Here is a 19,613-nt window from a genome sequence, read left to right on the forward strand (position 1 = left end):
TTAGATGCGCATTGCCGTAGCCCTCTCTGGTGGAGTTGATAGCTCTACGGCGGCCTACCTCCTTAAGGAGGCGGGCCATGATGTCTTTGGTATCTTCCTTCTTTTAGCTCAGCCGGCCCCGGAGGAAGAGATCCAGCGTCTGGAGCGGATTTGTGCCCATTTATCTATCAGCCTGGAGGTGGTGGATCTTCGGCAGCAGTTTGCCTCCTCGGTGATTGAATATTTCCGGAGAGCGTACTTAAAGGGCAAAACGCCCAACCCCTGTGTGGTTTGTAATCGAAAAATCAAATTTGGCCTCATGTTAGAGGCGGCTCGGGCCCGAGGAGCTGAGAAGCTGGCCACCGGTCACTATGTCCGCCTTTTCCGAGAGGAGAAGAGCGGTTGCTTTTATATCCGTAAAGGCCGAGATCTTCGTAAAGATCAATCATATTTTTTGTGCCTTCTGGATCAAAACCAGCTTCGAGATCTCACCTTCCCCCTGGGGGAATACACCAAAGATGAGGTCATTAAGATCGCCAGACAGGTGGGATACTTTGGCCTTACCTCTGCTGAGAGCCAGGAGGTCTGTTTTATCCGGGGAGATTATCGGGAACTCTTTCCCCCTGATCTGGCCTCCCCCGGCCCCATTGTTACCACGGATGGTCGAGTAGTGGGTAGGCATCGCGGGCTTTTTAACTATACCGTCGGACAGCGGCGCGGACTCGGGCTTCGACTGGGAGAACCCTATTATGTCATTTATCTTGATGTAGAAAATAATCGTCTTGTTGTCGGCCCTAAGGCGGAGCTCTACCGCCATTTTTTCTGGGTCCGTCGGCCTCACTTTGTCTGCCCTGATCAAGTCTCTCTTCCACTGCGGGTCAGGGTGAGAATCCGCTATCGCCATACCGAGGCCCTGGCCTGGGTTGAAAGAGACGGCTCAGACCTAAAGGTGGTCTTTGATACCCCTCAAAGAGCGGTTACTCCAGGTCAGTTTGCCGTCTTTTATCGAGATGATATGGTTTTAGGCGGGGGTGAGATCTTTCTTCAATGAGGGTGGCTCTAACCACGTTGGGATGTAAGGTGAATCAGGTCGAGTCCGCCTCTCTGGTGGAGGCCTTTGAGGCTCGAGGGGCCCGGATTGTGTCCTTTAATGAAAGGGCTGATCTCTACGTGGTCAACACCTGCGCTGTGACCGCCAAGGCTGCCTACCAGTCTCGCCAACTTATCCGGCGGGCCCATCGTCAAGCTCCAGCTGCTCGGGTGGTGGCTACCGGCTGTTACGCTCAGATAGCCCCTTTTGAGATTATCGAACGCTCCCTAGGTTCTATCTGCCTGGTAGGCAATGACCAGAAAATTAATTTAGTAGATCTGGCCCTGGGAGAGCAGGGGTGCCTGGATATCTACGTGGGTGATGTCCGTCGGATACAAAAAATAGCCCCCTTTTTTGTTCGTCGGCTCCGAGGCCGGACACGAGCCTTTTTGAGGGTTCAAGACGGCTGTAATGCCTTCTGTAGCTATTGTATTGTTCCTTATAGCCGAGGGCCTTCACGGAGCCTCCCCCTCAAAGAAGTGAGAAGGCAAGTCCAGACCTTTCTTGAGGAGGGCTATCGAGAGATCGTTGTTACCGGGATCCACCTGGGGCACTACGGGCAGGATCTTAACCCCCAGCTTGATCTGGTGGATCTCCTTGAGGAGATAGAGGCCCTCGGCCCCGAAAGGATCCGTCTTTCCTCTTTAGAGGTGAGGGAGATCTCGGAGAGATTTCTTTCCTGGGCCCAGGCCTCAAAGAGCCTTTGCCCTCATTTCCATATTCCTCTTCAGAGTGGCGATGATCGAATCCTTCAGGCTATGAATCGCCACTATACTGCCGAGGAATATCTGGAGAGGGTCCGCCTTCTGCGAGCCCTTTTCCCCCGCGCCGCTTTAGGGGCCGACGTTTTAGTGGGGTTTCCGGGAGAGGGGCCTCAGGAGTTTGAAAACACCTACCGCTTGGTTGAAAAAAGTCCTCTTTCCTACCTTCATGTCTTTCCCTTTTCCCCTCGTCCGGGCACCCTGGCTGAGGCCATGACTCCGAGGGTTTCACCGATAGAGTTGGCCGAAAGACTCAAGCGTCTTCGCGACCTTGCTCTCCGGAAGAGGCGGAGTTTTTATCAGAGCCAGTTGGGGGAAGTGCTTTCTGTCTTGGTGGAAGGGCGTGATAAGGAAACCGGCCTTAAGCGAGGGACTTCGGAAAATTATCTTACTGTTCTCATCGAGGGGGAGTTTCCCCCGGGGGAAATTATCCCGGTTAAGATTGAACGGATTATTGGCCAGAAAGCCCTTGGGAGGCCTCTTTAACAGAAGATGTGGGACGGGGGCAGATAAGAGAGAGTATCTCTTCCAGACGGAACGGTTTCTGAAGAAAATGAACCCTGTCTCCTAGGCGGCTTAGGTCGGCTCCATGGTTGTATCCACTCATGGCCACAATGGTGGCCTGAGGAAAACGGACCAAGGCCTCTTCAATAAGACGAAGTCCGCTTATCTTGGGCATGACCAGATCAAAGATAAGGATTCGATAATCGGCCCTAGAATGCCTGAGTCTCTCGAGAGCCTCTTGGCCATCGGCGGCCGTATCTACCTCCAGACCCTGACGGACTAAGGCCTCCCTGAGAATTTCTCTAATGAGCTCATCATCTTCAGCGATGAGCACCCGCGGTCGCATTCTCGGTCGAGAATGCTCTACCCTTACGGGGAACCTTAACCTGAAGGTGGTTCCCTTATGGGGCTGGCTCTGGACCTCTATGTCTCCTTTAAGGGCCTTGATTAGCGAATAGACCATGGAAAGACCGAGGCCGGTGCCTTTGTTTTCTTCTTTGGTGGTAAAAAAGGGCTCAAAGATCCGCTCTTGAAGTTCGGGGGGGATTCCAGAGCCGGTGTCACTAACCTCAAGGATGACCTCGGAACCATCTTGAAAGGTCCTGATAGTCAACTGGCCTCCCTCAGGCATGGCATCCTGGGCGTTAATAACTAAGTTGAGGATAATTTGCTCAAGGGCCGTGGGATCATAGAGAACCGCAGGGAGATCGTTCGTCAGCTCGGCCTTAAGGATAATATCCTCACCCAGAAGGCTCTGAATAAGATCCAGGGTCCGTCTCAGCCCCTGATTCAGGTCTCCAGGGCGGGGCTCAAGGACTTGTCCTTGCCCCAAGGTGAGCAGCTTGCTTGTTAACTCTACCCCCTGCCCCAGGCGGTCCAGGACCTTCTCTAGACGCTGACTTACCTTTCCCGAAGGCAGCTCTGAAAGGGCCATTTCTATCTGACCCATGGCGGCCATAAGAAGATTATTAAAGTTATGGGCTATCCCCCCGGCTAATCGGGCGACAGCTTCCATTTTTTGAGCCCGCCGAAGTTGGGCCTCCATCTCCTTGAGGCGGGAGATATCTCTTAAAACGCAGACGGCTATCTTTTGCCCTTGATAATCAGCCGGATATAGCCAGACATCGAAGTACCCCTCGTTGAGATTGATCTCCAGGCGCACAGGACCTTTCTCCAAGGCCTCTTCTAGAGGACAGAAGTGACAGACCTCTTCAAGGCCAAAAAGGTATTGATAGCAGGGGCGATCTTCTGGCGGCCCATAAAGGGCTTCAGCCTTTTCATTGGCAAACAGGATTCGGCGCTTTCGGTCAATGCCGATAATGATATCCGGAAGGGATCGAAAGAGATTACATATTCCCGAACAGGGATTGGTTTTCATTGGTGGATCCTTTCTCTGCAAAAGGATACCCAAAAGGCCCAAATGAGTCCAAAAACAGGGATTAAGGTTAAATTAAAAACACAAAGCCCCCCAGATGACTGATTCTTTGCCTTAAATCAAATATTTGCTTCCTGTCAATTGGACAAAGATCTTAGGTATTTTTACAGAGGTAAAAATGCTAGGAAATCCTTTTAAGGATTCGAGGGACTTAAGGGCTGAAGAAAAAGGCTCTAAAAAGAGATTTTTGATACCGAAAAAAGATTCTGAAAAGTCATTGATTGTTGTGGCCCTCTGGCCCGGAAAAGCAGTTGATTTTTTGCCTCCGTTTCGTGGCAGGGGCTGAGAAGCAGGGTTTAGGCGCCAGCTAATGAGGTCAGATCGGGTTTGAAGACGACCTCTGCCTCTGAGGCCATCTCATTGAGGGAGGTTGAAGGACTGGCGTCGGAAAAAACGGGCCAATATGGTGTTCTTGGTCATTTTGCCTATTTATGGAGTCTTGGCTACGGTGAGACCATGAAACGTCTTTTTCCGCTGCTGCTATTGCTTGTTCTGTTGGTAGGGTGTAGAGCTCACTCTACAGAACAAGTGCCTACTTCTCCGCCGCCCCTGCCGGCTGGCTTTTCCTACTGGCAGATAGGGCAAGAATTCTTTCTCTCCTCTCCAGAGAGGCTTATCATTCACGCAGCCCAAAGCGTGAAGGAGGTTCCTGGGGGCTGGCTGGTCAGACCAAAGAAGAGCTGTGTCAAGGTCATTGCCAACCAGACAGTTCATCTTTGTCTTAAGAAGGTCCCCCCGGTGCAACCTAGGGTTTATCTTTCTCGGGTTGGCTCTCACCAGGTAGAGCTGAAGGTTATCAGCATCTTTAAAACTTTTATTTTCTTTCGCTGGGAAGAGGGTCAAGACCCAGATTATTCTAGAGGCCGGCGAATTACCGGACACCTCTTCCGGGATACAGATTTGCCATCAGGGAAAACCCTTTTCTACTCTGCCGCTGTCTATGTTGATGATCATCTCCTGGGGCCGCTTTCTGAACCAGTTAAGGTGGTCGTTCATCACAGAGGGGCCCCGGCTTCTTCTCCTGGAGGTGGGGTGACAAGGTCAAGATAGACTCATCGGATAACTTAAGGCCTAATTAAGAAAAGGCCTGGTTCTCTGGAAACTGACAAGGTTTGGGAGATAAAAGGAAAGATCCTCTTTGGCCCTCAATGAGAGCTTCCGCTTAAAAAGCTTATCGGCCCCGAGATCTTGCCTCTTGCCTTCAAGGGAATTGGATATTAGCTATCCCCAAGTGGGCTCACAGAGCTATACTTTCCTTCCTTGCCAGGGGCGACAAGAGGATATAAATTCAAGGCCCGTATTTGAAAGGAGTGGCTTCTATGATAGGGATCATTGACTATCGGGCCGGCAACCTGACCAGTGTGGCTCGGGCCCTTAGATATCTGGGGTATCATTGTGAGGTTACCCATGATCTTGAGCGTCTCCGGAGGGCTGAAAGGGTTGTCTTTCCTGGAGTAGGCGCTGCCGGTCAGGCCATGGCCGATCTTAAGGAGTTAGGTCTTGATAACTTTCTGAAGGATTGCTTGGCCTCAGGCAAACCGATTTTAGGTATCTGTTTGGGGACGCAAATCATCTTCGACTACAGCGAAGAAGACGGTGGTACCCAATGTCTGGGACTTTTGTCGGGAGAGGTTAGGCGCTTTCCGGAACCCCTTCTCGATGAGACTACCGGGCTCCGCCTCAAGGTTCCCCATATGGGCTGGAACCAGATTCGCTGGGAAAAGGAGCATCCCGTCTTTGCTGGTCTTGATCCCGAACACGAATTTTATTTTGTCCACAGTTATTTTCCGGTTCCGGCCGCTGAAGAGACTATCTTTGGCCGTACGGAACATGGTCTGGTTTTTGTCTCCGCGGTGGCCAAAGACAACCTAGTGGCTGTTCAGTTTCATCCGGAAAAAAGTGGTCGGCCGGGGCTCAAAATCCTCGATAACTTCTGCCGGTGGAGCCCCTGAAGGAGGACTTATGGCCGATATAGTCCTGCTATATGTAACCGCTTCCTCCAAACAGGAGGCCCAGAGCTTGGGGCAAACCCTGGTGGAGGAACGCCTGGCGGCCTGCGTTAATATCTATCCGGAGATTACCTCCATTTACTGGTGGGAAGGCAAGATGGAGACCTCTTCTGAGGCCGTATTGATAGTCAAGACCCGTTCAGATCTGGTCTCCCAGGTTAAGGAACGCCTTCTTGATCTCCACTCTTACTCTTGCCCTTGCATCCTGGTTGTCCCCGTAGCTGGAGGTCATCAGCCTTTTATAGACTGGCTTCTCGCTGAGACCAGGAAAGGTCATAAGGAGAGCGAAGATGCTCAGTAAGCGCATAATCGTCTGTCTGGATGTCAAAGATGGCCGGACTACCAAGGGAATTAAATTTAAAAACAATGTTGATGTGGGCGATCCGGTAGAAATGGCCCGGGTTTATTATCAAGAAGGGGCTGATGAGATCGTCTTTTATGACATCACCGCCAGCGCTGAACATCGAGGGATCATGATCGAGGTGGTCCGGAAGACGGCTGAAGAGATCTTTATTCCCTTTTCTGTGGGAGGGGGTGTCCGAACAGTAGAAGACATGCGGGAGGTTCTTTTAGCGGGGGCGGAGAAGGTTTCGATAAATACCGCAGCTGTTCTTAACCCCAGACTTATCTACGATGGAGCCAAGGCCTTTGGAAGCCAGTGTATAGTTTTGGGAATGGACGTTAAGAAGGTTGAGCCTTCATCTAAAATTCCTTCCGGCTATGAGATCTGGATTCATGGCGGTCGGACTCCGATGGGCATTGATGCCCTTTGGTGGGCCCGTGAGGCCGAGAACCTGGGGGCAGGGGAGATTTGTCTTAACTCCATTGACGCCGATGGGACCCGAGAGGGTTATGAGATGACCCTTACTCGCCTGATCTCTGATGCGGTTAACATTCCGGTGATTGCCTCCGGGGGGGCTGGCCGGCCAGAGCACCTCTATGATGTTCTTACCGAGGGGCGGGCCGATGCCGCCCTCATTGCCTCCATGGTTCATTACGGCACCTATTCCATCTCTGAAATCAAGGAACACCTTTACCAAAGAGGGGTCAAAGTCCGCCGCCTCTGGTAAGTTTCATGGTTATTACCGGCCTTGCTCGGCTCTTAAGGGAGCCTCCAAGTTGGATAAAAGACCAAAGGTTGGCTCTTTTGTGTCACCAAGCCTCGGTAGATGAGGCCCTTCGTTTGGCTCCTGATCTTGTGGCCGAGGCCTTTCCCGGACAGTTGCGGTGTTTGTTTTCTCCTCAGCACGGTTTCTTTGCCGAGAAGCAGGACAACATGGTCCCCTCAGCCGATGGATTCTATGAACCTCTAAAAATCCCCCTTTTCAGCCTCTATGGTCGCAGGCTAGCCCCGGAGGGGGACATGTTAGATCTATTTGATATCCTTTTGGTGGATCTTCAGGATGTGGGCTGTCGTGTTTATACCTTTGCTTCCACCATGTTTTTGGCCATGGAGGCCTGCGCGCGGGCTGGAAAGACCGTGGTTATCCTTGATCGTCCCAATCCTATAGGGGGGCTCAAAACTGAGGGTCCTATTCTGGAGGAAAGCTGGCGTTCTTTTGTGGGTATGGTTCGGGTTCCCCTACGTCATGGTCTCACTCTGGCTGAACTGGCCCTGGTTTATCAACAGCAGCAGGCCCTAGATCTTGATCTCCGAATTATTCCCATGATTGGCTGGCGTCGAGACCTCTTCTTTGATCAAACAGGGCTTCCCTGGGTCATGCCTTCCCCAAATATGCCAACCCTAGAGACAGCCTTGGTTTATCCAGGTCAGGTTCTGCTTGAGGGAACAAATCTTTCCGAAGGACGAGGAACCACCCGTCCCTTTGAACTCTTTGGTGCCCCTTATATTCGGCCAAGGGAGGTCCGAGATTGGCTTTCCCAAAGGGGATATGAGATTCCCGGGGCCATTTTCCGGGAGGTGGCCTTCGAACCCACCTTCCACAAGTGGCAAGGAAAGACATGCCGGGGGTTCCAAATCCATGTTCAGGATAGAACACTATTCAATCCTCTTTGGACAACAGCCGTTCTTCTTCAGGCCATCTCTCAGCTCTATCCCCAAGACTTTTCGCTTAAACCACCTCCTTATGAGTACGACTACCGCCGCCTTCCTCTTGACCTTATAATAGGGCATTCGGGTCTGAGAGAGGCTATCCTTTCAGGGGCCCCTTTGGTTCCCTTATGGGAGGAGCTGGCCCGAGAGTGGAGAGGGTTCCTTGAGGAGAGCGAGGGCCTCCTTCTCTACAGGAGATAACCTATGGCTAATGGGAAAAACAACGGTGGTGCTAAAAATGGCAATCGGGGGCGATCTAATGCCTCCAAGGCCTGTCTTGAACCTAAAGTCTGCCGTTGGAAGTCCAATAAAGAGCGATTAAGGGGCTTCCTTTCCCTGTTTAAAAAGGAGGACAATGTTCTGGTAACCATCTGGGCAGATCCAGATTCCCTGGCTAGCGCCCTGGCCATTAAAAGACTTCTCACCTATCGAGTAAGCAGTGTGACCATCGCTCACCCCAATGAGATCAAACGGGTTAATAACCAAGCCATGGTTCAGCTTCTCAAAATTCCTTTGGTTAAGTTGCGTTCATTGAAGGTGGCCGACTTCAGTAAAAAGATTCTGGTAGATTCCCAGCCGCCCCATTTCCCTGAGTTTTCGGCTATCGAATACGATGCAGTCATCGATCATCACCCCCTGACCACTGGCTGGCAGGCCCCATTTGTGGACATCCGTCCAGAGTATGGGGCGGTTTCCTCCATGATGACCGAATATCTGAAGGCCGCCGGGATCAAACCCTCGGTGGCCCTGGCCACGGCCCTATTTTACGGGATAAAGGTGGATACCCGGAATTTTGAAAAGCAGGCCACCGTTCATGATGTCTTGAGCTTCCAGTATCTTTTTAAACGCATCAATCGTCACTTGGTTCACAAAATTGAGGCCTCAGATATCCGCCGCTCAGAGCTTAAGTATTTTCGCACAGCCTTTGACGTCATGAAGATCTACAAAAGCCGTATCTTTGCCCATCTGGGCAAGGTCCACAATCCGGACATCCTGGTGGTGGTGGCTGACTTTTTCAACCATGTCCACGATATCGGCTGGGTTTTTGTCTCTGGAGAATACAAAGAAAAACTGGTGGTTATTATCCGCTGTGATGGCTACCGGAAAAATGCCGGCTCTCTGGCCAAAAGGGCTTTCGGGCAACTGGGCACCGCTGGGGGCCACCGGGAGAGTGCTCGAGCCGAGATTCCCCTGGAGAATCTGGAGGGATTGGTAAGGACTTTGTCTACGAGGACTCTCCAGCGTTTGGTGAGTAAACACTTCCGTTCTTGATTTTTCTCTTAACGCCGCCAGGGCCAAGGGGGTAGAATCCCCTTATGCGTCAGCTTCTGGTGGTAGTTCTGCTGTTTCTGACCTTTCTTCCCTCCTTGGGGAAAGCTGGAGAGAACCTTCCCCTGCTCTCTCCTGTTAAGGACCTCCGCTATCTGGAAGGAGATCCCAGGCTTCGTCAAGACTTCTATGAGGAGCGTTTGCGACTCCTTAAAAAACTCGAAAGAGAAATAGAGCTCTTAAACCAGAAGACCAAGGAGAGGCGCTTCAAAAGGCAACTTGATGAGGCCATCTTATCTTTAAAGGAGCTGCCTTCCATCTGGCAGAAACTTCGCAGCCCCCGGACTCCGCTTTCAGTCTATCTTCCAGCGATTCCCGACCCCGGTTCCCCTCCCTATAAGGTCAAAACCTTTATTGGCCTTTTAGACGTTGGTTTTCAGCTGGAGACCCAATTAAAGACCCTTGGGGACAAAATTTCCCTTAAAGAGGCCCAGGTGAAGCGTCTCTCTGAAGCCCTTGATCGCATATACGCTGATTATTTGGCTGCCCGCGAGAGAGGTCCGTCGATCAAGGCCTATGTTCTTCTGGCAGAGGTTTTGACTCTTCAGGCCCGCTGGGCCCTCTCCAAGGCCGAACTTCTTCAGGCAGAAGAGCTGGAGAAGTCTCTTTTGGCTAGGAAGAAGTCTTTTAAGACCACGGTCTCTCGAGTCTTTACCGCCCTTAAGGTGACCTCCCAAGATATTGTCCAGGCGGAAAGGGCGGTCTCCCAAAGTCAAAAGGAATCAGAGGCGCTCCTCAGGCAGACAAATGCCAGGCGCCAGGATCTAGAAAAGGAGCTGGCCCTTATAGAAGTCCGTCTGGTGAAGCTTGGTGCGGCGCCCGGAGGTTCCAAAACCGGGCCCTCTTGGCCTCAAAAGCGCTGGGAGACGAGAAAGGAGCGTCTTGAGCTGACCCTGGAAGTCTTGGCTGAGCAGGAAAGGTTGGCCCGAATATCTCTTGAGAGGGCCCGCTTTTGGCGGGACTGGCTTGTCTGTTTTAAACAGTGCTCCCGGAGGGAAACTCTAGCCAAATTAAGGAAAATGAAAGCCTTCCAGAGGAGCCTTCGGGATTCAAAGAGAGAGCTCTGGCAGAGGCTCTCTTATCTCTCTCAGCAGCTACTTCTTGTCCAGAGTGCCATCAGTCTTCATCGAGAGGAAGAAAGACGTTATCTGGGACGTCCTCAAGGCAGAGAGGTGGCTCGCCTTCTGAACGAAGAAAAAGCCTTAGAGAAGGTTTTGGATGATCTGAACCATCTTCTCACTCAGGAGGCAAAGCATCTTGAGAGACTAATCTATGAATGTGGGGTGGTCATTGATCTCTGGGAAACCAGGGTTGGCCCTTGGGGCAGATTCCTGGAGGAGGTTAAGGAGACCTATCTGCGCAGTCAGGATACCCTAAAACGAGTCCTCTATTATCCCCTTTTTAGTGTCGGTCAGATGACGTTTACCCTGGCCGGGGCCTTTAAGTTTTTCTTTATCCTGTCTTTGGGTATCGGGGTCCTCAGATTTTTCCGGCGTCGCCTGGAAAGATTCTTGGTTTATCGGCTACGTCTGGCCACCGGTCTAGTTAATTCTCTCTCTACTCTTTCTTACTATAGCCTTTTGGTGATCCTGGTCATCGTGGCCCTGTCCAGTGTCGGGGTCAACATGAATCAGGTCGGCCTTATCTTTGGGGCCCTGGGCGTAGGTATTGGTTTTGGCCTTCAGACCATCGCTAATAATTTCATCTCCGGTATAATCCTTCTTACCGAAAGGAGTCTCAGCGTTGGAGATATAGTCGAACTTGAGGACGGCACTTTGGGCCAGGTGAAGCAGATCACCATAAGAAGCACGGTGATCAGAACCTTTGATGGTCTTGATCTCATTGTTCCCAATTCTGAATTCATCTCTGGTCGAGTGGCCACCTGGACTTATGGAGATGACTGGCGTCGTCTCCACATCCCCTTTGGGGTAGCCTATGGCTCGGATCCGGAAAAGGTCCGTGAGGTGGCTAGCTCCGCAGCCCGAAGCGTTCCTCTGACTGTGGAGGATGATCATCACCCTATTCGGGTCTGGTTTAAGGGCTTTGGTGACAGTAGTCTTGATTTTGATCTGGTGGTCTGGATAAGGCTCTATCATGCTCGTCCCCTTACAGGGATGATTAGTGATTACTACTATGCCCTCTATCGGGCCCTTTCAGAGGCCGGAATCGAAATCCCCTTCCCCCAGCGGGATCTTCACTTGCGCAGTGTCGATTCCCAAATTTTAGAAAAGCTTAAGAAGCAGACCCCAGATGAGAATCTGAGCAACTTTAGATAGGGAGGTCCTTTTATGCCCATATATGAGTATTGGTGTCTTAATTGCAGACGTATCTCCTCCCACCTGGTTCTTAACACCGCAACTTTTGAACCCTATTGTAATCATTGTGGTGGCAGACGGGTCAAAAAACTTATCTCTCGGGTCAATGTTCGCCTTTCTGAAGAGACAAGGCTGGAGAGATTGACTGATCCCTCCCTGCTGGGAGGGCTGGATGAAAACGATCCTCGAAGCATGATGAAGCTTATAGAAAAGATGGGGCCTTTGGCCGGAGACGATCTGGAAGAGGATTTCGGCCAGATGATGGAAGAGGCCATGGAGGAGATGGAACAAGGTTCAAAGGAAGATTCCACCTCTGAGGAGGCGGCTTCTTTGTCTGAAGCTGTCCAGACCACAGAGGATAAGACAACCAGGGGAGAGGTATAATGGACAGAGTTGTGGCTATGATTCTTGCTGGGGGGCGGGTGGACGAGCTTTCGGTGCTTACCTTCTTCCGTCCCAAGTCGGCTGTTCCCTTTGGGGGCCTTTATCGGGTTATTGATTTTCCGATGAGCAATTTGATGCACTCTGGTATTGAGAGGGCAGGGGTGCTCTCTCAATACCGTCCCTATTCTCTTATAAACCACCTTGATGCTGGTGCTCCCTGGGACATGGTTGGTCGCCGGCGAGGGGTCTTTATCCTGCCGCCATTTAAGGGCCTTCAGGCCTCGGACTGGTACAAGGGCACTGCTGACGCCGTTTATCAAAATCTTGACTTTATCGCCCGATTTGATCCGGAGTTGGTGCTGATCATATCCGGAGATCATATCTACCGGATGGACTACCGTCCCCTGATTGAATTTCATCGACGCCACCGGGCCGATCTCACTGTGGCCTTCACGGAGATTAAAGACATTACCGGGGCCCACCGTTTTGGCCAGGGCGAGATTGAAGATACCTACCCCGATGGCGGTCCCCTGGTGAGCTATGTGGAAAAGCCAAGTCAGCTCATCCACCCCTGGGCCAGCTTGACTATCTATGTCTTTAGACGGCCGGTGCTGGAGGAAGTCTTAGAGGCCAATGCCCAGGAGAGTTCTCACGAATTTGGTCGGGACATAATCCCCAAGATGTTAGGGATCTACCGGGTCTTTGGTTACAAACACCGGGGCTATTGGGGCTATAGTCGGACTATCGAAGAATATTGGCAGACAAATATGGATCTTCTTGGCCCTCTTCCCAAAATTGATCTTTGTGCCTGGCAGATTCGGACCAATTTGGCCCACAGGGACGTCCGCGATCGACAACCGACCATTGTTGGTCCTAAAGCGAGGATTGAAAATACCCTTTTTTATAACGGGGGAGAGATTCTGGGAGAGGTGGTCAATTCGATCCTTTTCCCGGGAGTAAGAATAGCCGAAGGGGCAAGGGTTAAGAATTCCATTCTCTTTTATGATACCGTTGTAGAGACCGGGGCCCATTTGGAAAAAGTCATCGCTGATGCCGGGGTAGTTGTGGAGGCCGGGGTTCGAGTAGGGGCAGAGGCTGGCTGGGATGGGCCGGTAACAGTGATCGGGCGCCAGAGCCGGGTGGCCTCCGGGGTGGAGATTGAGCCCGGGGTAACCATCTACCCTCACCTAACCCCTGAGGCCTTCAGCCGTCCACGCTATCGATCCGGGGAGGTCATTCAATGAGAGACGTAATCGCCGTCTTGCTGGCCGGAGGAGTGGGAAGTCGGCTCAATATCTTGGTGCGCCATCGGGCCAAGCCGGCTGTTCCTTTTGGGGGAATCTACCGTATCATAGACTTTACCCTTTCCAATGTGGCTAACTCGGGTTTATCCCAGGTGGCCGTACTTACCCAATACAAACCTCTTTCCCTGATGGACCATATAGGCGATGGTTCGGCCTGGGATTTCATCGGTCGCACCCGAGCGATCAAAATTTTGCCGCCCAAAACAGGTGAAAAAGATTGGGATTGGTATAAGGGCACCGCTGACGCTGTCAGGCAAAATCTGGAATTCATAACCAATCGCTATTCTAGAAATGTCCTGGTCCTCTCTGGGGACCACGTCTACTACATGGATTATGCCGAAATGATTCGTTTCCATCGAGAGAAAAAGGCCCAGGTGACTGTTGCCATGATGAGGGTCCCCTGGGAACTTACCTATCAGTTCGGCATTGGCATCACTGATGAAAACGGACGCATTGTGGATTGGGAGGAAAAGCCAGCCAAGGCCCGTTCTAATCTGGCCTCGATGGGAATCTATGTCTTTGATACTGACTATCTCGTTAGAACCTTAGAGACAGTAAAAGGTGAAGACTTTGGCATGCATATCATCCCCCGGGCCCTGGCCGAGGCTCGAGTTTACGCCTTTCCCTTTACCGGCTACTGGCGAGATGTGGGCACCATCCAGGCCTACTGGGAGGCCAACCTTGACCTGCTCCGGCCAAACTCCGGGCTAACTCCCGAGGCCTGGCAGATTTACACCAATCTTGAGGCCGAAGGCCTCCCCTATGATCGTCCTCCGGTCCAGGTCTTCCCCGAGGCCGAGGTGATAAGGAGTGTCATTTCCCCGGCCTGCATTATCCAGGGCCGGGTGGAGAACTCGGTTCTGTCTCCTGGTGTCTTTGTGGGTAAAGAGGCTGTGGTTCGGGATTCAGTCATCATGCATGATACCCGCATCGAATCCGGAGCCTTGGTGGAGCGGAGTATTATCGACAAGGAGGTGGTTATCGGGTCTGGAGCCGTGGTCGGTCAGGGAGACAGGAGCCTGGCCAATCAAGAATACCCCAAACACCTTTACTCCGGTCTGACTCTTATAGGGAAGTGGGCTATTGTTCCCCCCGGTTTTCGGGTCGGGACGAACTGCATCATCTACCCCCGGGTAGATCTTTCTCATTACAGGGGGGAGAAAATATTGGCCGATGGCCAGACCCTTAAGGCCTAGATCGGCGAGGTCTCTCTTTGAAGACTACTCTCAGGGGGCTGAAGTGGAAGCCTAAATATTCTCTCAGCCTGCCCACCATGAAGCGCCGGTAACTCTCGGGAATTTCTTCTGGATAGCTGGTAAAGACCAAGATGGTGGGTGGTTTGGTCTTGACCTGAGTGGCGTAGTAGAATTTGATCTTCCGTCCGGTGGAGGCAGTAGGAAGCCTTTCGGCGGCAATCTCCTGGAGGGCCCGATTGATCACTGAAGTAGGTACTTGACGACAGAAGTGGCTATAGACCTGATCAATGGCCTGAAGGATCTTGTTTACCCGCCGGCCGGTAAGAGCTGAGGTGGTAATGATGGGAGCATAGGGAACGAACCGGGCTCCATAACGGACTGCCTCTCGGAGACGGTTGGCCTCTTCCCGGCGGCCATCAAGGAGATCCCACTTGTTGATGACGATGACACATCCCCGCCCTGCCTCCTCCACATAGGAAAGAATCTTTTGATCTTGATCGGTGATGCCTTCCTCCGCCGTAAGCACAACTACAGCTATATCGCAGGCCTTGATACTGGAGAGGGCCTTAAGGGCGCTGAATTTTTCTAAAACTTTTTTGGTCCGAGAGCGGCGTCTTATCCCCGCGGTGTCAATGAGGAGGTAACAGCGACCATCCGGAGTCTTAAGAAGGGTGTCAATGCTGTCTCTGGTGGTTCCAGGTATATCGCTGACAATCATCCGGGGTTCACCGAGGAGGCGATTTACCAGGCTTGATTTGCCCACGTTGGGGCGACCGACAAAGGCCACCTTAATGGCTTCGGTCTCTTCTCCCCTGGGGGCTTCAGGCAGACGCTCTAAGATGGCCTCAAGGAGTTCTTCGATTCCACGCCCTTGAGTGGCTGAGACGAAAAAGAGCCTCTCTGGCCCCAGGCGATAGAATTCACTGGCCATCTCCTCATCTTTTGGGGATTCTACCTTGTTGACTACGTAAAGAACCGGCTTGCCAGAGCGCCGGAGAATCTCCGCTACCTCTTCATCAAGGGGAGTAAGCCCAGATTTGGCATCCACCAGGAAAAGGATAAGATCTGCCTCGGCCATTCCGGCCCTTGTCTGCTCTAGAGTAAGTTTGGTTAGCTGATCTTCTTCTCCGGGAAGAAGGCCTCCGGTATCGATGAGGATAAACTCCCGATCTTCGGTACGGACCCGACCATAGAGACGGTCTCTGGTCACCCCGGCCGTGGGTTCCACCAGGGCCTTACGGGATCGGGTAAGGCGGTTAAAAAGGGTGGATTTGCCCACGTTGGGGCGGCCAACGATAGCTACTCGGGGAAGACCTCCTTTCTTCATGGCAGAAAGACCTTAAGTGGTGAGAGAAGAAGCGTCAACCGGTAGGTCAAGAATGAAGCTCTTTAAGGAGCTAAAGGGGGTAAATGTGTCACGAAGGACAAGGTCTTTGAGTTTTTTGAGCCCGGGCGAGATATAGGCGGCAAAGTGTCTTCGTCCGGCCCGGGTAAGACGAACAAAGGCTGACAGGGCTTGGAGGTGACGATGAAGGGCCAGGAGATCATACTGGCGCCTGAGGGCGGCTTCCGGTCGCCCCGAGAGCCGGAGATAGGCTTGAAGAAGATCTTCTTCAAGAGAGGGAGAAAGGTCAAGATAGGGATCGCGCAGAAGGGAGGCCAGGTCATAGGCCGGCGGTCCCAGACGGAGCCCCTGAAAGTCAATAAGCCGGAGACGATTGTCTTTTACCATTAGGTTGCGGGACTGAAAATCACGGTGGAGAAGGACTGGATTCTGGTCAAAGCTGGCTTCAGCGACCCGCGCCAGAGAATACAGGTCTCTGGCTACCGAAAGAGGGACTTCTATCTTTAGACCCTGGTGACAGAAGATGGCCACAAAGGCCGCCGATTCTTTAAAGACCATGAGCTGGCGTCCATAGGTGGTCGTCTCCAGGAATACTCGAGGGGCTTTATGGGGATCAAGGCTCTGGAGATGAAGGAGGATGTCTACCGCCTCTTCAAGAAGATCTACCCGGTTGTTGAGCTGATAGGCTTTTTCTAAGTGCCAATTTCCAAGATCTTCCGTAAAGATAACCCCTTCCTCAGGCCAGAAGAAATAGGGCCGGGGTACCGGAAGCCCCTTCCGATAAAGGAATTTGGCCCAAAGCCACCAGCAACGGGCCTCAAATAGCCCTCCTGGGGCAGGAACGATGGCCACCAGGGGGCCAATGTCTGTCTCCAGACGAAAAAAACGCCTCAAGGATCCATCTCCAGGAATCTCTTCCCTTATCTGGCCAGAGACTCCAAAGAGAGAAAGAAGGGCCTTAAGATCAGGGCATGAAGATGAGGGAGGGGGGAACAATGGTCTCCTCCACCTTGGCCCTGGGAGCTATTTCGGCCCCGGGCCAGACAACGCTTCGGCGGATCAAGGTGCCAGGGCCTATGACCACCTGTTGGTCCACAAATGTCCAATCCCGAAGCTCTACCCCCTGAATAGGGCTGAGACACACCAATGGGGTTGCCAGGTTGGGCTCGGTTTCGAGGTGAACCCTTCTGTAGAGAAGATCCTCATGAAGCTTAAGGTAGCTTTCTCTGGTGCCAAAGTCGCAGATGTAGGCCTTGGTCTCATAGGCAGCCAAAAGACCATCCGGGGCCAAACGCTGGTAAGTGTCTATGAGATCCGATGGTCCGGGAGGAAGATGGTCTATAAGCTTGGGAGAGATAACCTGGATGCCGCAAAATGTATGGGTCCCTTGAACCCTTAGGGCCCGCACTTTTCCCCTCTCCACTAAAAGATTGTCGTTTCCCCCTCCCCTTTTGACTACCATGGTAACCAGACACCCCGTGGCAAAATGTTCCTTTAAGAGATGATTAAAGTCAAGGTCACCGAAGAAGATGTCCCCGTTTATAATTACTGTTGCCTCTTCTTGGCAGAGGAAGGTTGCGGCCCCCTTTAGGGCCCCTCCAGTTAAGAGAATTTCTTTTTCAAAAAAGAGGCTGGTTTCGATTTTGAGATCGGCCGCTTTTAAAGCGCTGACAATTCTTTCTGGTAGATGATGGAGGTTTATAGCTACCCGCCGGAACCCCAGTCTTTCCAGACGCTCCAAGGTTAACAGCAGGGCCGGCTTACCAAGAATAGGGAAGAGGACTTTAGGGATAGCCCGGGTGTAGGGCAACAGCCGGGTGCCAAACCCGGCCGCCAGAACCATGGCCTGCACGGCCTATTTCCCCGCACGGCTCTCCTCTGAGGACTCCACCTCTACCTCCCGCAGGCCCTCTTTGAAGGAGCGGATTCCCTTGCCTAGGCCCTTGCCGATTTCTGGGAGTTTGTTGGCTCCGAAGAGGAAAAAGGCGATAATCATGATGATTAAAAGCTCTTGGGTGCCAAGACCAAACATGCCAACCTCCTTGATTATGGCTATGACTTAAGCCATATCAGAGATTAAGCCTCATGAGAAGGGGGCTGCCCTCTTTTACCAAAAATTTTGACCAGAAAGATGCTTAATTCGTAGAGAAAATATAGTGGACCAGCTAGAAGGAGTTGGTTGACGGCGTCCGGTGTAGGGGTCAGGACGGCTGAGACCACAAAGGCCAAGACAAAGGCATAACGCCTGAAGCGCTTAAGTTGGTCCGGACCAATAATACCAGCGTGTCCCAGAATGGTTAGGACAACCGGGAGCTCAAAGGCCAACCCAAAGGCAAAAAGGAGCCTTAGGGCCAGGGAGACATATTCCTGCATGCTGGGCATCAGCCGGAGCCATTGGGAGGCAAACTTGGCCAGAAAACCGGCGGCTGCGGGCAAAAAAACGAAATAGCCGAAGCTGGCCCCTATGAGGAAGGCAAAGGAGGCAAAAATAACCACTGGCAGGGCCAGCCGTCTTTCATGGGGGTAAAGTCCAGGAGCGACAAAAGCCCACGCTTGATAGAGGATTACCGGGCTGGCCAGAAAAGCTCCACTGACAAAGGCTACCTTAAGATAGGTAAAGAAAGCTTCGGGATAAGAGGTGAAGATTATATGTCCTTCTGGAGGAAGGATCCGGTAGAGGGGAGAGGCCAAAAGGTCAAAGAGTTGCCGGATGAAGGCGTAGGATATTATAAATCCTATCGCTGTAGCTGCCAAAGAAATGAGGATCCGTGTTCGTAACTCGGCCAGATGGGCCGTGAGGGGAAGATCCTGATCCTGTAAGTCGGGCTTATCCACCTTTGGCAGAACCCTTGGCAGAGCGTCTGTTTTTTCGAGCTACATAGGTCTTGGGGGGTACCTTTCTCAAAAGGCGCCCCAGGTCTCTCCATAAGGAGCGACTTCCTAAAAAGGCAATAATAACCCGCCGGCCATGTCTTTTGAACATCCCTACATAGGTGCGGCCAGCGACGGCTGTATAACCGGTCTTGCCCCCCAGACACCCTCTGAACAGCCAGAGGGCCTGATTGTGGCTATGAATGAGGTGGACTTTTCTCACCCCTCTTAAGGTGGCCCGGCGTCGAGAGAGCATGGAGGCCAGACGAGGATTTTCCATGGCCTGGCGGAAAATGATGGCCAGGTCGTAGGCGGTGGTCTGTTGCCCTGGGGCCGTGAGCCCTGTAGCCGTTTTACAGATGGTATCCTTGGCTCCGATGGCCCGGGCATAGGCCGTCATCATCTGGGCAAAGGCCTTTTCGCTACCGGCCACAGCCTCAGCCAAGGCGACACTGGCGTCATTGGCGCTCTTAAGAAGGCAGGCGTAGATGAGATCTCGGGCCCGATAGAAATGGCGAGGTCGGAGATAAACCTTGGATTTGGGCATTCGAGCGGCATTGCGGGAGACATAGACGTAGGCCTCTTCGTCAAGATACTCAAGGGCCAGAAGGGCTGTAAGGACCTTAATCGTTGAGGCCGGCTGACCCGGACGCCGGGGGGCCTTTTGATAGTAAATCTGGCCGGTATCAGCATCCATAACAATGGCCGACCGGGCCGTGACATAGGGACGCCAGCGCCTTACATGGCGCCGGTGCCTTTTCTTTTTGTATTTTTTGGTTTTTTTAGGTTGGCTGTAGCCTTGTTTGGCTTCGGCCTGAGCCGAGAGAGGAACCAAAGTGCTCCAGACAAACAAAAGAAGAATCAACTTGAGCCAGAGGCTTAGACGAAGACTCAGATCTACTTTCTTTAAAATCAAAAGTGAGGCTCCTTATGGCTTTTAATCCCTTTAATTGCTCTCTTTTTGCAAAAAAAGAAGACTGCTTCAAGCCTTTCTTTTTCGGAGAAGTTTACCCTGGTCAGATATTCTCCACCCCCGGA

20 protein-coding genes are annotated in these 19,613 nt (G+C 52.2%); 13 read left to right on the top strand and 7 right to left on the bottom strand.

The genetic code is table 11. The features are described 5' to 3' along the window. Positions 1 to 4: 4 nt before the first annotated feature. Together mnmA and mtaB are read left to right on the top strand one after the other, a co-directional pair. A complete protein-coding gene (gene mnmA, locus G4V39_RS07155; protein ID WP_166032272.1) occupies positions 5 to 1,030 on the top strand; it encodes a tRNA 2-thiouridine(34) synthase MnmA in 1,026 nt (341 codons plus the stop codon). Then, positions 1,027 to 2,316 (top strand): tRNA (N(6)-L-threonylcarbamoyladenosine(37)-C(2))-methylthiotransferase MtaB, encoded by a 1,290-nt coding sequence (mtaB, locus tag G4V39_RS07160; protein ID WP_258557522.1) that lies wholly within the window; start codon positions 1,027 to 1,029, stop codon positions 2,314 to 2,316. The genes mnmA and mtaB overlap by 4 nt, the downstream gene beginning before the upstream one ends. Here the strand turns inward: mtaB and G4V39_RS07165 are convergent. Beyond that, positions 2,282 to 3,712, bottom strand: a complete 1,431-nt coding sequence (locus G4V39_RS07165; RefSeq protein WP_166032274.1) for a hybrid sensor histidine kinase/response regulator — start codon at positions 3,710 to 3,712, stop codon at positions 2,282 to 2,284. The two genes, mtaB and G4V39_RS07165, sit on opposite strands and share 35 nt — an antisense overlap. Positions 3,713 to 3,836: 124 nt before the next feature. Here G4V39_RS07165 and G4V39_RS07170 point away from each other — a divergent pair, with 124 nt between their 5' ends. The 11 genes from G4V39_RS07170 (at position 3,837) to G4V39_RS07220 (ending at position 14,359) form a co-directional block, all read left to right on the top strand. Then, positions 3,837 to 4,055, top strand: a complete 219-nt coding sequence (locus G4V39_RS07170) for a hypothetical protein (RefSeq protein WP_166032275.1) — start codon at positions 3,837 to 3,839, stop codon at positions 4,053 to 4,055. A 41-nt stretch (positions 4,056 to 4,096) separates the two neighbouring features. Continuing rightward, entirely contained in the window at positions 4,097 to 4,819 is a 723-nt protein-coding gene (locus tag G4V39_RS07175) for a hypothetical protein (protein WP_166032276.1), read from the top strand. A 269-nt stretch (positions 4,820 to 5,088) separates the two neighbouring features. Further along, a complete protein-coding gene (gene hisH, locus G4V39_RS07180) occupies positions 5,089 to 5,721 on the top strand; it encodes an imidazole glycerol phosphate synthase subunit HisH (protein ID WP_166032277.1) in 633 nt (210 codons plus the stop codon). A gap of 10 nt (positions 5,722 to 5,731) precedes the next feature. Continuing rightward, the gene (cutA, locus tag G4V39_RS07185) at positions 5,732 to 6,079 is read left to right on the top strand and encodes a divalent-cation tolerance protein CutA (protein WP_166032278.1); all 348 of its coding nucleotides are present in this window, start codon (positions 5,732 to 5,734) and stop codon (positions 6,077 to 6,079) included. Then, the gene (gene hisF / locus G4V39_RS07190) at positions 6,069 to 6,848 is read left to right on the top strand and encodes an imidazole glycerol phosphate synthase subunit HisF (protein ID WP_166032279.1); all 780 of its coding nucleotides are present in this window, start codon (positions 6,069 to 6,071) and stop codon (positions 6,846 to 6,848) included. The genes cutA and hisF overlap by 11 nt, the downstream gene beginning before the upstream one ends. A 77-nt stretch (positions 6,849 to 6,925) precedes the next feature. Next, positions 6,926 to 8,032 carry a DUF1343 domain-containing protein gene (locus G4V39_RS07195; protein ID WP_166032280.1) on the top strand — a complete coding sequence of 369 codons (1,107 nt, stop codon included), beginning with the start codon at positions 6,926 to 6,928 and terminating at the stop codon, positions 8,030 to 8,032. Between the two features lie 3 nt (positions 8,033 to 8,035). Next, entirely contained in the window at positions 8,036 to 9,103 is a 1,068-nt protein-coding gene (locus G4V39_RS07200) for a DHH family phosphoesterase (RefSeq protein ID WP_166032281.1), read from the top strand. A 44-nt stretch (positions 9,104 to 9,147) separates the two neighbouring features. Continuing rightward, entirely contained in the window at positions 9,148 to 11,436 is a 2,289-nt protein-coding gene (locus tag G4V39_RS07205; RefSeq protein WP_166032282.1) for a mechanosensitive ion channel domain-containing protein, read from the top strand. A 12-nt stretch (positions 11,437 to 11,448) separates the two neighbouring features. Further along, positions 11,449 to 11,859: an FmdB family zinc ribbon protein gene (locus G4V39_RS07210; RefSeq protein ID WP_166032283.1), complete on the top strand. Its 411-nt coding sequence runs from the start codon at positions 11,449 to 11,451 to the stop codon at positions 11,857 to 11,859. Beyond that, positions 11,859 to 13,103 carry a glucose-1-phosphate adenylyltransferase family protein gene (locus tag G4V39_RS07215; RefSeq protein ID WP_166032284.1) on the top strand — a complete coding sequence of 415 codons (1,245 nt, stop codon included), beginning with the start codon at positions 11,859 to 11,861 and terminating at the stop codon, positions 13,101 to 13,103. Before G4V39_RS07210 ends, G4V39_RS07215 begins: the two co-directional genes overlap by 1 nt. Continuing rightward, positions 13,100 to 14,359, top strand: a complete 1,260-nt coding sequence (locus G4V39_RS07220; RefSeq protein ID WP_166032285.1) for a glucose-1-phosphate adenylyltransferase family protein — start codon at positions 13,100 to 13,102, stop codon at positions 14,357 to 14,359. The genes G4V39_RS07215 and G4V39_RS07220 overlap by 4 nt, the downstream gene beginning before the upstream one ends. On the opposite strand, the gene der is transcribed toward G4V39_RS07220, so the two are convergent. The 6 genes from der to G4V39_RS07250 are packed head-to-tail and all read right to left on the bottom strand — an operon-like array spanning position 14,349 to position 19,491. Further along, on the bottom strand, positions 14,349 to 15,686 hold the full coding sequence (der, locus tag G4V39_RS07225; RefSeq protein WP_166032286.1) for a ribosome biogenesis GTPase Der: 1,338 nt from the start codon (positions 15,684 to 15,686) through the stop codon (positions 14,349 to 14,351). The two genes, G4V39_RS07220 and der, sit on opposite strands and share 11 nt — an antisense overlap. A 12-nt stretch (positions 15,687 to 15,698) precedes the next feature. After that, the gene (locus G4V39_RS07230; RefSeq protein WP_166032287.1) at positions 15,699 to 16,700 is read right to left on the bottom strand and encodes an aminoglycoside phosphotransferase family protein; all 1,002 of its coding nucleotides are present in this window, start codon (positions 16,698 to 16,700) and stop codon (positions 15,699 to 15,701) included. Next, positions 16,669 to 17,547, bottom strand: coding sequence for a nucleotidyltransferase family protein (locus G4V39_RS07235; protein ID WP_246169797.1), 879 nt, complete (start codon positions 17,545 to 17,547; stop codon positions 16,669 to 16,671). Before G4V39_RS07235 ends, G4V39_RS07230 begins: the two co-directional genes overlap by 32 nt. A 12-nt stretch (positions 17,548 to 17,559) precedes the next feature. Next, the gene (gene tatA, locus G4V39_RS07240; protein WP_166032289.1) at positions 17,560 to 17,736 is read right to left on the bottom strand and encodes a twin-arginine translocase TatA/TatE family subunit; all 177 of its coding nucleotides are present in this window, start codon (positions 17,734 to 17,736) and stop codon (positions 17,560 to 17,562) included. A gap of 44 nt (positions 17,737 to 17,780) precedes the next feature. Continuing rightward, the gene (gene tatC, locus G4V39_RS07245; RefSeq protein WP_166032290.1) at positions 17,781 to 18,539 is read right to left on the bottom strand and encodes a twin-arginine translocase subunit TatC; all 759 of its coding nucleotides are present in this window, start codon (positions 18,537 to 18,539) and stop codon (positions 17,781 to 17,783) included. Then, positions 18,532 to 19,491, bottom strand: a complete 960-nt coding sequence (locus G4V39_RS07250; RefSeq protein WP_166032291.1) for a D-alanyl-D-alanine carboxypeptidase family protein — start codon at positions 19,489 to 19,491, stop codon at positions 18,532 to 18,534. Before G4V39_RS07250 ends, tatC begins: the two co-directional genes overlap by 8 nt. Positions 19,492 to 19,613: the final 122 nt, after the last annotated feature.

Origin of the sequence: Thermosulfuriphilus ammonigenes (genome assembly GCF_011207455.1) — a bacterium.
Classification (GTDB): domain Bacteria; phylum Desulfobacterota; class Thermodesulfobacteria; order Thermodesulfobacteriales; family ST65; genus Thermosulfuriphilus; species Thermosulfuriphilus ammonigenes.